Consider the following 13790-nt stretch of genomic DNA (forward strand, 5'->3'; position numbering starts at 1 on the left):
TCTTCATTAGGGAAGCTGCCTTTCTCCGCTGGGAAATAGATACTTAAAGCCAGCCACGGAGGTTTCATGGAACCCGAATTGGAGCGAAATAGACCGACCCCTAGACGCAAACCTGCGCCTCAGCAGAATCACAACCAAAATCAGAATCAAAATCGAAGCCAAAATCAAAAACGAGAACCGGTTCATAAGCGTGTTGATGAAAGTGCTTTTGAACGAAGAACTTTCTCTCAGGAAGCCAGCGTTGTTTTGGGTTTGGGTTTAGTGGTTGTGGGCTTTGTTGGATTCGTTGTCGACAATTTCCTGGGTGCCCATCTTTCTTATCTTCATAACATCGTTCATCTGGTTACCGGTGGCGCACTGGTATGGTTTGGATTCAAACAAGAGCAAAAAGCCAAGAAATGCGCTCTGATTATCGGCTCTTTCTTTGCTGTGTTAGGCGTGCTTGGATACGTCGTGGGAACTCCGGGTAATCCAACCATGGGCTCGATGGAGCGCGATGATTTCCTATGGATTATTTCACCAGATCGACTGGAGCTGGGCACTCGCGATCACAATATTCATCTGCTTGCCGCAGCCATTTTATTAGGGGCAGCCCTCATGAAGTTTCGCCGCCGCCGTGTGAATAGGTTTTAGCTTTTGGAAATGCCTTCAGTTAAAAACTTTTCGATTTTCAGGTTGGTGTAGTCAGGAAAATCCAGCTGAGTGCAGTGGGATCCGTAAGGCACCAGTACGAACTCAGAATGTTTGATTTTTTCCTTAAGATGATACTGGAAGCGAATCGGTGTGACGGCGTCGTTTTCCCCCGAGATCACCAGCACGGGTACTTCAATAGTTTCCAGAATGGATTCGCCATCAAACTTCATCAGCTCTTCAAAGAGTGCGATGAACACTTTTAAATTCATGCGGGCGACACCACGACAATATACTTCAATATCTTTAAAATGCGTCACGCGCAGATTAAATCCACCAGCCAAGGCGGTTGCATACATCGCAAGTGGATTATCTACGGCAACTTTCCACAGAGTATTCCACAGGTCCGGAGCATTATCGTACTGTCCTTTAACGAAATAGAAAAAAGGCTCGACCATATCAAGGCCAAACATTCCCTTGATTGGATTGCGTGCGAAGCCATTGATGAAAACCATCGAACGAATAATTTCCGGATGAAGCGAATACAAATTCAACAGCACGGGCGCGCCAAAGCTGTGGCCGGCAAAGTGAGCATTCTTAATTCCCAAATGCTCCAAAAGCCCCGCGATGTCTTTGCAGACAGCTTCAAGAGTCAGCTGACTCATATCTGCGATGGGTGTGCTTTTGTGGTGTCCGCGCATATCAAAAGCAATGACCTGATAGTTGCGGGAAAAATATTCGATCTGGTAGTGCCAGTGATTGATGGGACATGCGATTCCATAGATCAGAACCAGTGGTTCACCCTGCCCGTGAGTTTCATAATAGATGGAAGTTCCGTCATAGCTTTCAAATGTACCGATGCTTTTTGGAGTTGTTTCCATGACGTCCTGGCCTTGCTATAAATATGAAACTTTAATTACGGTGCTGCCGACAGAAATCATATCACCATCCTGCAGAGTTTCGGCAGAGACCTTTTTATTATTCAAAGTAACTCGCCCTGTGGCTAAGACCTGCAGCTGAACCTGTCCAGGCAGTGCGATGAATTTGAATGCATCCCGTGGTGCATCCACGTCCAAAAGCTCAATATCCAGGGAGTCGGCCCCGGCAGTGCGCGGCCCGTACCCTAAAATAATTTCCTCATCGGCCTGAATGCCACGCAGGAATGTGAGTTTTAGTGCTGGAGAAAATCTTTCGATTTGAAACTTGGGCTCCGTGTTCTCGATTGCGGACTCGGGAATCTTTGCGCTTAGAATGTTGCGCCAAGTCAGAAGACGTTCAAAGCTTCCCGCGTCTTCTTCCTCCACGCTGACGACTTTAAACTGAGTGCGACCGATCTCGAAGATAACTCCCGGAATTAACGCCACTTTTTTCACACGGCGCCCGGAAATGTAGAGGCCGTTAGAGGAATCCAGATCCAATAAGACCAACTGAGCCTTACCGTCCAAGGCAACTTGGGCATGAGTTCCTGAAACCTTTGGATCCTTAATAACGATGTCTGCCTGGGATCTTCCCAGGGTCATTCCATCGCGCAATTGCAGCCGCGATCCCTCGTTTACGCCATTAAGAATCTCAATAAAAGTGACCATTTAGGTATGATAGGGCTGGATTCCCACGTTTCAAAGGACTATTCCTTGTGCTCAAACTTAAGGCGTGCTAAACCCGTTAAACATTTTAAAAGTCATCCTTGTTCCCACCCCTGTATGGTGGGGGCTTTAACCGAAAGGATTATACATGGAAAAAAACACTGCACCTTACGAGGTTGTTGTTCTTATGCATCCAGATGCAACTCTTGAAGATCAAAAAGATCTTTTCAAGAAGAACAAAGCAACTATCGAGTCTTTCAAAGGTTCTATCAACTCTTTGGAAACTTGGGGCAAACGTAACTTGGCGACTCCAATCGGCAAGTTGAAAAAAGCGACATACTTCCACTCTACATTCGAAGCTGACACTCAAGCTATCGCTGAGTTGGAACGTACTATGCGTATCAACGACAAAGTACTTCGCTTCATGCACACTCGTCTTGATGAGCGTGTTTCATTGGCTAAGTTCATGGAAGGCTTCAAAAAAGGTCTTTCTGAATCTGCAGCTCGTGAAAAAGAGCGCGAAGCAAAAATGCAAGCTCGTAAAGCTGCGTTCGCTGCTGCTAAAGCAGACCGCGCTGAGCGTGGCGAGTAATTAAAGGCGTAAGCCATGAAGAAGTCCGCGTCCCCACAGAAATTCATCACAGTTTCATCTCTCTCGATTTTGTTGTCGATGATGACGGTGGTGTTCGGCGCTCCCCTTCTTCGTGTGCTCCGTCAGGCTTACGGTCCCTGGGCCTTTTGGATTCTGGGATTGTTGGTAACAGGGGCTGCGTGGCTCCTTAACGCTCAACCTTTAGCGATGTTCATTGGCTCCGTTTGGATGACTTTAGGGGTATACAATGAACTTGAGCAAAGAGGACTTGGGTGGTGGAAGTCCGGCATTCTGAGCGTACTGCTTGGGACAGGTGCTGCAAGCATCTCTCTTTACGGTGCATTCAAGGTGAACGGAATTAACACGTACGCTGAAGTTCAAAAACTGGTCGAACAGTTTACTGAGCAGATTCAGAAAATGAATCCCGCAGTTAAATTGGACGCCTCAGTTCTGATGCAGCAAGTTCCATCAGCCATTGCGATTACTTTGATTCTCGCTTTAGGTGTGGGGCTAATTTTTGAGAGAAGGGTTTTTTCGTGGCTCAATTTGCCCCGCGAAAAAATTGCCTCTCAGCTCAATTTGTTAGAATATCGCCTGCCCGATTTTTTTATCTGGGTTGCGATGACAGCCTTCCTTCTAACAATGGTGAGTTTTGGCGGTAAGGCCATTGCGATCCTCGCAGTTAATATAGTGAACGTAGCACTCGTTCTTTATTTTTTTCAGGGGTTAGCAGTGTTGGAGGTATGTCTTAATTCGATGCGAGCAGGAACGTTCACACGAGTTTTGGTGTACATAATCTTGGTCGGCCAGCTGGTACTTGTATTAAGTGTCATTGGTTTGATCGATTACTGGTTGGATTTTAGAAGTCGCATTCGCAAGATGACGGCTCCAAAAGCCAGCTAATTAATAAATTCTCTTCGGCAATGCCGAAGTTATGGAGATCACATGAAAGTTATTCTTCAAAAAGACGTAAAAGATGTTGGCCGTGTTGGTGAGTTGGTGAACGTTTCTGAAGGTTTCGCGAGAAACTTCTTGTTCCCACGCAAATTGGCTGCTGAAGCTACAGAAAAGCGCGTAAAAGAATACGAACACTTGAAACGCGTTGCTGAGACTAAAAAGAAAAAAGCATTGGCTGAACGCCAAGAGCTTTTGAACAAAATCAACGGCACTACTGTAATGTTCAAGCTTCAAGCTGGTGCTGACTCTGACAAGCTTTTCGGTACTGTAACAACTACAGATATCTCTAAAGAGCTTCAAAAAATGGGTCACTCTATCGACCGTCGCGACATCCACTTGGAAGAGCCAATCAAAGTATTGGGTCAACACAAAGCGGTTGTACGTTACGCTGAAGGTTTGGAAGCTAAGATCCAAATCGCAGTTGAGCGCGCATAATTTACCCTATAGTACGCAAAACTATGAAAGAGGCCTCGGATTTTCCGTGGCCTCTTTTTTTTCGTCCGCAGAATCCTTTGTCAACTTTACCATAACGTAATCTTATGGATTACATCGAATTTTTTATATTGCCCTGGTTCCAATTTGGGTGTTTAAAGGCGCCATTGGAGGGGTTTCCATGAGAACAATCAATTCACTTAAATTAGCTTTATCAATCGGTGCACTAGCGACTGTCGCGGCATGTACTCCGAATAAATCAGCTTCTCTTGTAGCTGACTCTTCCCAAAGAATCATTGGCGGTGACGCTGTAGCTGATTCAGACATAATCAGACAATCAACTGTATCTATCGTTGTAAACGTTCTTACTCAAGACGATCAAGAGGGTCAGTTCTTGTGCACAGGCTCCATCGTTAGCGAAAACACAATCCTAACAGCTGCTCACTGTGTGCCAGGTAATGAATACAAAAAAGCTGCGATGTACGTTGTGTTCGCAACTGATTTGAACAAAATGGACAGATCCAACATTCAGGCAGTAACTGGCGTTGTTGTTCATCCAAGATACGGTGAAGGCGATGCTCGTCTTCGTGAAACTATCGAAAAGCTTAAAAAATCCGGCAACCCAAATGGTGACGGTGTAGAATTGTCTGATCGCGATCAAGGCGCAGATAACTACGATTACGCAGTAATCAAAATCCAGGGCAAAATCCCTAAGAACTACAAAACTGCTAACATCCTTACAGATGAAACTGTTTTGAAGAACGGTGCTAAAGTTACTTTGGCGGGTTTCGGTTTGACGAACGTTAAGAAAGAAAAAGTAGATCTTAAAAACTACCCTGATCTTGATGCTGCGATTGCCAGCGGTCAAATCGGTTGCACATACGACAGAACTACTTGCTACATCCTGACTCAAGAAAACGAAAACATTCTTAAGAAGACAGATGTTTACGTGATTCAGGCTTATGGTGAATCCGAAGTGGCTTTGGATCAAACTCAAGGTAAAGGCGCTTGCCACGGTGACTCTGGTGGCCCGGCATTCATCAACATCAATGGTGTTGAATACCTTTGGGGTGTTACTAGCCGCGGTACTGGTCAAGACGGTATCGACGACTGCTCAAACTACGCGATCTACGGTAAAGTAAACGCGCAGTGGGGCGAGTTCATTTCTAAAGCGATCGCTCAGTTGAACGCTCCTAAGAAATAGTTCTTATAAATTTGAAGAATTAAAAAAGGCCTCGGTGATCCCGGGGCCTTTTGTTTTTTAGGCTGACTTGATTTCTTCCTGGGAGGCGATTTCCAGGAACACCTGATTCAGATAATCCGCCATTATTTCCCGCAGCTGTTCGATGGTAAGCTCATCAGCATTGGTCCCATGAGCCGTCATCAGTTTTTGTAACTCACCGTCTACGGCTCTTTGTGGAAGGCCTGTTGCCTCAATCACTGTTTGCGCAAGACCCTTATCCATACTCGCCTCCGTGCAATTTATAGGTGCGATCCGTGCGCCTATGTCTTATGGACTCCTCCACTCAATCAAGGGGTTAAATTTAACTCAATCTAAAAGCGAATATACGGCTTTTGGTCCAGTCAAATGGAGTCAGGATTCGCCTTATATTGAGGCGTTCTCGTGTAAATCCTAATCCTGTTCCCTTATTGCTCCGATATATAAGTAGGAGCTCCGACATGAACGTACACTTCCTAATCCTTCCTATTCTGGCATTCGCACTTTCGGCGTGTACACTGGATGTGAACATGCTGGGCAAATTGGCCTCTGAAGAAGCCTCGGATGATGGTCTATTTCCCCTAGGCGAGAAAAAGTATCTTTATGGTCAGCTTACTTCCATGGCGACTATGTCTGACGGAAAAATAGTCGGCATCGACAACTCCGGGAACGGCGCAGTCATTCTTCTAAATTCGGATTTCACGAACAATAAAGTTATTGCTGAGTACGGAGTTACAGGAAGTGGGCCAGGTGAAGTTAACCTGCCAAGGCATGTCGCGGTCGACCGCTATGACAATATCTATATTACTGATAATGGAAACTACAGAATTCAAAAATTCAATAAAAATGGCATATATCAGCATCAGTGGGGTTCTTTTGGATCCAATGCATCGGACCCGTTCCAGTTTAGCCTAATTAATGGAATTGCCGTAGATAGTACGGGCAACGTCTATGTAACTACGGGACTGATGAGTGTCTTTCTTGAAGTAAGGGTGTTTAATCCGTCAGGTGGTTTTGTAAGAAAATTCGGGCAACTCGATGATGGAAGTTGTAGTTCTGGTTCGTGCCCAGGATACATGCAACGAGCACAGGGAATAGCCCTTGATTCTGCAGACAACGTTTATGTTGCCGATTCACGCCGTGGAGTTGTTCACAAATTCGATTCTTCAGGATTGCCCACAGATGTTTTTGGTTCTTTGGGGTCTGGACTTGGACAAATTACCTACGATTCGGAGCTGGAACTTAATATTTCCTCCGACGGAAACTTGTATATAGCGGAAAGCACTTCCGGAAACAAAGTTCATAAGTGGAGTCTTACTGGAACGCCATCGCCAAATATCGGGACGAATGGATCGGCATTAAGTGAATATACGAATCCAATTTCGATCGTCACGGATGCCACTGGAAAAATTATTGTCTTTGATGCTCCCACAGGATCTTTGGGGAAAATTCTGACTTATGGTGCAAATGGATCTTTTTTAAATACATATAGGGGCGGTGGATCCGGTGACGGCCAGATGGATGGTGTACTCGCGGTCGCTGTCTATAAAGACGAGTTTTTCGTTGCCGCCGATATGGGCAATTCCCGACTGGTAATGTGGGACTATCAGGGGCAGTTTATTAGAAATATTGGTGGACCTGGCTCTGCAGACGGACAGTTTGTATTTCCAAGATCTGTAGCCGTAGATAGCCAGGGTAATATTTATGTCTGGGATATTGGTGGTTCGCGTATTCAGAAGTTTAACAAGTTCGGGGTGTTTCAGAAAAAATGGGATGGTGACGGACAGGCAGGCGGTAAAATTATCAGCTCCAATGTTGTAGCGATAGGTCCAAATGATGAAGTTTATGTTGGAGATGGCTTTCAGCATAAAATTCAAATTTTTGACAGTGAAGGCGTCTATCTGGACGAGATTGGCTCGGGCATTGTAGATGGACCAAGTGGAATTGCATTTGGTAAGAATAATAATATCTATGTCGCTGATCTGAACTCAGGCGCGAAGGTATTTGATATTTCATTGTCTACAAAGTTAAAGCTGGGAGAAATTACCTCTGCATCCTTCGGCAATTTGAGCGGTGTTGCCACAACATCTACGGGTGACATTTATATTACAGATGTTGTTTCAAACAAAGTTTTTCACTATTCAGCGGATTACAGTTCAACGCCAGCCTACACTCTGATGAATAGCTGGGGTGGTGCTGGTGCCAGTAAAGGAAAATTCAATACTCTTATTGGGATCGCGACTGACGTTAATGACTTCATTTACGCCGCGGACGCCGTTAATTGCCGCATTCAAAAATTTGACGGAACAGGCTTGCCCCGCTAGTGCATCTTTAACGGCGGTGGGAATAATTTTTTCCCCAGCGTTGGGCTTTGGGTAGACACCAGTATAGGAATGGTAATAGCAATCGTCGCGGCATCAGGCGGCGGATATAGTAGAAAACTTTGGCATCAAGAGTGGCCGGAATCCACAGAGGGGGATTTTCGGTCTTCATGGTTTTTAAAATGATCTGTGCGATCTGCACGGATGACGTGCGCGACATCTGCATCATCCTGGCCACGAATGGTGTCATGTTCTGATAGAAATCACAGTACGGCCCGTTCCAGTTGTTAGCGGGATCTGAAAGTTCAGTGTGATAGACGTTCATGAAAGAGCTGCTGTTCACGAAGCCTGGCTGCACTAGGGATATCTGTACACCGAAGGGCCGCATTTCATACCACAAAGATTCACTCGCTCCTTCAAGAGCATACTTAGAGGCCGAGTACGAAGACATTGTGGGCATCGCCAACATTCCTGCGACTGATGACACGTTGATAATTTTCCCACGACCGGTTTCACGCATATATGGCAGAACTCTGCGAATTAAACCCATGGGACCCAGGTAGTTGGTCTCCATTTGTAAGAGCTCATCCTTGGCGGTCATGTGTTCAATCACTGAGCGATAAGAGATACCGGCGTTATTCACCAGGATATCCACACCACCCCACTTTTTGGTGATGTGATTGATGATTTCTTTGCGCGAGTCTTCGTTCGTAACGTCGAGTGGATAAATAATGAATCGTTCGTTTTCCAAAAACTGATCATGCAGCTTCTGAATTGATTTTTCGCGGGCCGTGGCGATGACCCGATATTCCGGGTGATGGTCGTAAAGAAGTTTTGCCAGATCCAGGCCGATACCGCGCGAGCACCCTGTGATTAGAACCACGGGGTGATGAGGTTGATCGGAATTCTTTTTGTGATAACGCGAAAAAGGCCACATAAGTGGCCTTTATTATCCTAGGCTGGAGCGCCCGGAGCAAAGTTTTTCGGTCTGCCACCTGGCATCGGAGGCGGAGCTTGCGGCGGAGGAAGTGGATTAATGTGTCCACCACCCTGTTCGCTTGGCTCTGGATCACGGAAGCGGGAGTGCTTGGCATCGAATTTAAGTTTTACAGTGCCTGTGGCACCGTTACGCTGTTTACCGACGATAACTTCCGCGTGACCTGCTTTATCTGGATCTTCTTTGTCGTAGTAGTCATCACGATAAAGCATCATGATAACGTCGGCATCTTGTTCGATAGATCCGGACTCACGGAGGTCAGAAAGCATAGGTCTGCGGTCCGCACGACCCTCTACCCCACGATTCAGCTGGGCTAGTGCGATGATAGGAACCTGAAGTTCCTTGGCAATCGACTTTAAGCTCTTAGAGATTTCGGCAACCTCTTGCTCACGTGAAGAGAATTTTTGTTTCATACTCATCAACTGCAAGTAGTCGATCATGATGCAATCGATACCGTGTTCTGCCTTCAAGCGGCGGGCACGGGAACGGATTTCAAAGGGAGACATACCTGGAGTATCATCGATAAAGATTCCGGCCTCAGACAAGGCGCTGGCTGCGTTAATCAGCTTAGGCCATGCAGAGTCCTGGATTTTACCGTTACGGATCTCATTCATGTTTACGCGCGCCTCAGAGGAAAGCATACGCATCATCATGGCTTCTTTACCCATCTCGAGAGAGAAGTACGCGATGACTTTTTTAGCGCGAAGGGCGATGTGCTGGGCAACGTTCAGGGAGAACGCTGTTTTACCCATCGACGGACGAGCGGCGATGATCGTCATCTCTCCTGGGTGAAGACCCGAAGTCATTTTATCAAGTTCAGTGAAACCAGTTGGAAGACCGGTAACGTCAGCTTTGCGTTTGTAAAGTTCTTCGATCTTCTGGATGGAAGCCTTTACGATTTCCATAGAGCCCACAAGACCTGTTTGTTGCTTGGTCTCCGTCAGCTTAAAGATTTCTGATTCGGCCTGATCCATGAAGGATTCAACGTCCGCGAAATCCTGATCGTAAGCGCGTTCGATCAATTTGCTGTTTGCAGAAATAAGTTTACGAAGAAGACCTTTTTCACGAACGATCTTTGCGTGCGAAGAAATATTCGCAGAAGAAATCGTTTTATCCAGCAAGCCAATCAAATACTCAGGGCCACCGACCATGTCCATGGAACCTTCGGCCTGAAGCACGTTGGTCACAGTGATGATGTCGATCGGCTGATTTTTGCTGTGAAGATCTTTGATGGCAGCGTAAATCTTTTGATGTGCTGGTTTGTAGAAGTCCTCTGCAAAGAGAACATCACCAACCTGATCGAGAGCTTCTCGATCAAGCATGATGCCGCCCAGAATGGACTGTTCGGCTTCAAGATTTTGCGGTGGAATGCGAGTACTCACGACACAACCCCTCGTGTGAGAATATCATAACAAAAAATGCGAGACTTAAACAAAGTGGGTGGTTCTAGATGGCTCGCTGATGCTAAATCGTGAACGAATAATTAGTTCAATTTTTTAACACGAATTTTGTAGTTATCAATTTTCTTCTTAAGAGTGTTGCGATTGATGCCAAGCATCTGAGCAGTCTTAACTTGATTGCCATTGTACGCACGTAGAGCAAGCTCAAGAAGTGGTTTTTCCACTTGTTCGATTACTACATTGTACAAACCGTTCAATTCAACTTGCGCCTCTTTTTGTTGAGCGAAAAGAACTTCCAGCTTGCTCTTTACAAGCTTTTCCAAGCTTACAGACTGAAGGTTAGCGACAAAAAGATTATCTGAACTGTTAAGGTTCGGCGTCATGGAACTCCCGGAATTACATCAATGCGTGGGTTTTTGGAGTAAACTATACTCCGCGTGTTTCGGGAGACCAAATATACTTATGCAGTTGCAATTGCAACCTTGCAGATGATTTTTGCTGCAATATTTTTTCTGCCAACCAGCGTTCAGATACTTGGCCGTATGATGGGCTGTATAAAACCACAAAATTTTCGAACAAATTGTGTTGACGACAGAAATTTTCAGACCAATTGAAGTCTTCTTCAGAGCAGATAACAAACTTGAATTCCGTGCTGGGCGTGGAAAACATGATGTTCTCCATGATGAAAGAATCTGCTGCACCGCTATCTGGAGTTTTCACATCCAAAATAATTTTAACGCGCGGATCTACAGCCTGAATACTTTTTGAACCCGAAGTTTCCAAAGAAACTTTGTAACCCTTGTCGCTAAGTTCCTTCATTAATGTGTGAACTTCTTTTTGTAACAACGGTTCGCCACCCGTAATGCAAACATACGGTGCTTGATGAGAATCGATCTCCTGGATGATGGCCTCAAGGGACTGAGTTTGGCCTTCATAATAAGAATACTTGGTATCGCAATAAGTGCAGCGCAGATTGCACGCAGTGGTGCGCACAAAAACCGTGGGATTGCCCACGTAAGTTGTTTCACCTTGGATACTGTAGAAAATCTCGTTTATTTTAAGCATTTTTACTGGCTCTTTGTCTTGGAGGCCCTGCGCCACTCTGCCCAGGATCGGTCTGTACTTGTACCTGCCCCAAGTCCTAAGTCAAGGTTGCGCTGCCCAGGCATGACTAACTCAGCGAAATTTCGTAAATTTTTTAAATGAACCAATTCCTCAAAAAGTTCCGTCAAGACGTCACTGCAATCTGTTTCTTGGGCCTAGGTCTCTTTATCACCTTGTCGTTGATAAGCTATAACCCTCAAGACCCATCCCTGAACTCCATTGGACAAGGACTAAAAGCCTTAAATTACTGCGGAATCGTGGGGAGTTTCCTTGCAGATGGTCTATATCAGCTCTTTGGCTTGGCAGCCTGGGTGATTGTTGCGGGTCTTCTTAGAATGGCTCTGGCGGCAGTGCGCGGGGAATCATTGAATATTAAAAACATTCGCTTTGTATGGGCGCTGCTTTTGATCGTGGATGTCGCAGCATTGCTTTCGATTTACATGCCAACCACCCGTCTGTTCCAGAATCAAATCGCCTTGGGCGGGATGCTGGGAATGGGTGTGTCCCAGGCGCTGATGGGTGCATTTGCATACGCAGGTGTGCAGATTATTTTGTGGACCTTCATGGCGGTGCTGGTGGTTTTCTATTCAGAAAAATCTTTGCATGAGCTTGCCGAGACGCCACAGGAATTCATGGCGTACTTAAAGAAAAAGAAAGTTGGCGATCGCATTGCCGGGTTCTTTGGTGGTGCTTTTGTAAATGAAAAGAAAGCCCCTAAAAAAGAGAAAAAGAAAGACGAGCCGAAGAGGGCTTTCCCTCTTGCTGACAAAAAATTCGTAGGTAAAGACGAAGAGGAAGATGACAAAGATCTGAAGCTTCTGCTGGATGCTGCAGAAGAGGAGTTCGACGAAGAAGAGGAAGAGGACGAAGGCGAAGAGCTTGAAGCCGAAGCCGACGAAGAGGAGGAGGAAGAAACTCCTGCGCTTCGTATGGCGCAAAAACGCAAAGTCGTGATGAAAGCAAAACCTCCTCGTCGTATCGAAAACTGGGAAATGCCAAAGCTTGCGTTGTTGGAAGATCCTCCGGTTTCCCGTATCAAAATTGATAAAGCTGAGATTCAAAGAAAAGCTGATGCATTGGTGGAGAAACTTAAAAACTTCTCGGTTGAAGGTGCAATTCAGGATGCGAAACCAGGTCCTCTGGTTACGATGTATGAATTTAAACCGAATGCGGACGTTAAGATTTCAAAAATCTCGGAGCTTGAAGACGATCTTTCTTTGGCACTGTCTTCAGAATCCGTGCGCGTGGTTGGTCACATCCCAGGAACAGATGTTGTGGGTATCGAGACGGCGAACTTAAAGCGTGAAACGGTTTACTACAAAGACTTGATCGCTGAAGACACTTTCTGGAGCGAGGATCTGGCGTTACCGATGGCAGTGGGTCGTACGGTGGATGGTGAACCTAAAGTGGTGGATCTGCGTAAAATGCCTCACTTGCTGATCGCGGGTACCACGGGTTCTGGTAAGTCCGTATTCGTGGGCTCTATCATTACCGGCTTGTTGTTCCGTCACTCCCCTAAAACTTTGCGCCTGGTTTTGATTGATCCAAAGATGGTCGACTTGGCACCGTTTGCAACGGTTCCACATTTAGCGATTCCTCACGTGACAGAGCCTAAGAAGGCTGCGACAGCATTGAAGTGGGCTGTGCGTGAAATGGAAAAACGCTATAAATCGTTGTCGAAGTTTGGTGTCGGTAAAATTGAAATGTTCAATGAAAAGACCGGCGGTCTATCCAAAGATGAAATTGAACAGCACGAAAAAATAAATCAGGAGCTTGAAGAAGGCAAAGCCAAGCTGGATCAGTACTACTATCAGCCACTTCCTTACGTGGTGATCGTAGTCGATGAGTTGGCCGACTTGATGATCACAGAAAAACAAAACATCGAAGAACCAATTCAGCGTCTGACACAAAAAGCCCGTGCCTGCGGTATTCACTTGATCCTGGCAACTCAATCGCCTCGTAAAGACGTGGTAACGGGTTTAATTAAAACCAATATTCCAGGTCGCGTGGCTTTGAAAGTGGCTTCAAAAATGGACTCCAGAATCATCATCGATGACTCGGGTGCAGAACGTCTGCTTCCGAACGGAGACATGTTGTTTCAGGCTCCTGGTATCGGAAAACCAACTCGTCATCATGGTCCTTATTTGAAGGACGCAGAGATTGCGAATGTCGTTAAACATTGGGCGGCGCAAGGTGAACCAGAGTATGATCCACTTGCAATGAAAGCCTTGGATGGATTTGCTGGTGACGGAGCAGAAGCAGGTTCCGGTGATGGCGGAGGCTTCGGCGAAGAAGAATACGATGAACGCTATGACGAGATCCTGTCTTGGGCTTCCGGGCAAAAAGAGGTTTCAGCTTCTTTGATCCAACGCAAATTCCGTTTAGGTTATCCGCGTGCGGCTCGTTTGATTGAAATCTTTGAAAAAGAGGGAGTGGTGGGGCCAGCGAACGGCAGCAAGCCGCGTCAAGTACTCATCTCTTCCTACAGTGAAACGTAATCGGGCTTGCTAGTCCTCCTTTGGTCGTGCTGCAATATTAGCAACAAAACCATCAAG

14 protein-coding genes are annotated in these 13790 nt (G+C 46.0%); 7 read left to right on the forward strand and 7 right to left on the reverse strand.

What is annotated here, in order from left to right; translation table 11 throughout:
• Nucleotides 1-66 precede the first annotated feature (66 nt).
• The gene (locus ACLWNV_RS00125) at nucleotides 67-633 is read left to right on the forward strand and encodes a hypothetical protein (protein ID WP_413585870.1); all 567 of its coding nucleotides are present in this window, start codon (nucleotides 67-69) and stop codon (nucleotides 631-633) included.
• Here the strand turns inward: ACLWNV_RS00125 and ACLWNV_RS00130 are convergent.
• Together ACLWNV_RS00130 and ACLWNV_RS00135 are read right to left on the reverse strand one after the other, a co-directional pair.
• Entirely contained in the window at nucleotides 630-1511 is an 882-nt protein-coding gene (locus ACLWNV_RS00130; RefSeq protein ID WP_413585872.1) for an alpha/beta fold hydrolase, read from the reverse strand. The two genes, ACLWNV_RS00125 and ACLWNV_RS00130, sit on opposite strands and share 4 nt — an antisense overlap.
• A 15-nt stretch (nucleotides 1512-1526) precedes the next feature.
• Nucleotides 1527-2216 carry an FHA domain-containing protein gene (locus ACLWNV_RS00135; protein WP_413585873.1) on the reverse strand — a complete coding sequence of 230 codons (690 nt, stop codon included), beginning with the start codon at nucleotides 2214-2216 and terminating at the stop codon, nucleotides 1527-1529.
• Nucleotides 2217-2361: 145 nt separating this feature from the next.
• On the opposite strand from ACLWNV_RS00135, the gene rpsF reads away from it, so the two are divergent.
• The 4 genes from rpsF (at nucleotide 2362) to ACLWNV_RS00155 (ending at nucleotide 5398) form a co-directional block, all read left to right on the forward strand.
• On the forward strand, nucleotides 2362-2805 hold the full coding sequence (gene rpsF / locus ACLWNV_RS00140; protein WP_413585874.1) for a 30S ribosomal protein S6: 444 nt from the start codon (nucleotides 2362-2364) through the stop codon (nucleotides 2803-2805).
• Nucleotides 2806-2820: 15 nt separating this feature from the next.
• A complete protein-coding gene (locus ACLWNV_RS00145) occupies nucleotides 2821-3708 on the forward strand; it encodes a DUF2232 domain-containing protein (protein WP_413585875.1) in 888 nt (295 codons plus the stop codon).
• Between the two features lie 42 nt (nucleotides 3709-3750).
• The gene (rplI, locus tag ACLWNV_RS00150; RefSeq protein ID WP_413585876.1) at nucleotides 3751-4197 is read left to right on the forward strand and encodes a 50S ribosomal protein L9; all 447 of its coding nucleotides are present in this window, start codon (nucleotides 3751-3753) and stop codon (nucleotides 4195-4197) included.
• Nucleotides 4198-4375: 178 nt separating this feature from the next.
• Nucleotides 4376-5398, forward strand: a complete 1023-nt coding sequence (locus ACLWNV_RS00155; RefSeq protein ID WP_413585877.1) for a S1 family peptidase — start codon at nucleotides 4376-4378, stop codon at nucleotides 5396-5398.
• Nucleotides 5399-5455: 57 nt separating this feature from the next.
• Here ACLWNV_RS00155 and ACLWNV_RS00160 read toward each other — a convergent pair whose 3' ends face one another.
• A complete protein-coding gene (locus tag ACLWNV_RS00160; RefSeq protein ID WP_413585878.1) occupies nucleotides 5456-5659 on the reverse strand; it encodes a hypothetical protein in 204 nt (67 codons plus the stop codon).
• Between the two features lie 215 nt (nucleotides 5660-5874).
• Here ACLWNV_RS00160 and ACLWNV_RS00165 point away from each other — a divergent pair, with 215 nt between their 5' ends.
• Nucleotides 5875-7737 (forward strand): NHL repeat-containing protein, encoded by a 1863-nt coding sequence (locus ACLWNV_RS00165; protein ID WP_413585879.1) that lies wholly within the window; start codon nucleotides 5875-5877, stop codon nucleotides 7735-7737.
• Between the two features lie 7 nt (nucleotides 7738-7744).
• Here the strand turns inward: ACLWNV_RS00165 and ACLWNV_RS00170 are convergent, their stop codons facing one another.
• The 4 genes from ACLWNV_RS00170 to ACLWNV_RS00185 all read right to left on the reverse strand — a co-directional run bounded on the left by ACLWNV_RS00170 (nucleotide 7745) and on the right by ACLWNV_RS00185 (nucleotide 11196).
• Nucleotides 7745-8671, reverse strand: coding sequence for an SDR family oxidoreductase (locus ACLWNV_RS00170; protein WP_413585880.1), 927 nt, complete (start codon nucleotides 8669-8671; stop codon nucleotides 7745-7747).
• Between the two features lie 17 nt (nucleotides 8672-8688).
• Nucleotides 8689-10113, reverse strand: coding sequence for a replicative DNA helicase (gene dnaB, locus ACLWNV_RS00175; RefSeq protein WP_413585881.1), 1425 nt, complete (start codon nucleotides 10111-10113; stop codon nucleotides 8689-8691).
• A gap of 101 nt (nucleotides 10114-10214) precedes the next feature.
• Nucleotides 10215-10514 (reverse strand): helix-turn-helix domain-containing protein, encoded by a 300-nt coding sequence (locus ACLWNV_RS00180; protein WP_061834327.1) that lies wholly within the window; start codon nucleotides 10512-10514, stop codon nucleotides 10215-10217.
• Nucleotides 10515-10557: 43 nt separating this feature from the next.
• Complete coding sequence (locus tag ACLWNV_RS00185) at nucleotides 10558-11196, reverse strand: radical SAM protein (protein WP_413585882.1); 639 nt, start codon at nucleotides 11194-11196, stop codon at nucleotides 10558-10560.
• A 137-nt stretch (nucleotides 11197-11333) separates the two neighbouring features.
• Here ACLWNV_RS00185 and ACLWNV_RS00190 point away from each other — a divergent pair, with 137 nt between their 5' ends.
• Entirely contained in the window at nucleotides 11334-13733 is a 2400-nt protein-coding gene (locus ACLWNV_RS00190; protein WP_413585883.1) for a DNA translocase FtsK, read from the forward strand.
• The last annotated feature ends 57 nt before the right edge of the window (nucleotides 13734-13790 follow it).

Source organism: Bdellovibrio sp. HCB274 (assembly GCF_047306075.1).
Lineage (GTDB): Bacteria > Bdellovibrionota > Bdellovibrionia > Bdellovibrionales > Bdellovibrionaceae > Bdellovibrio.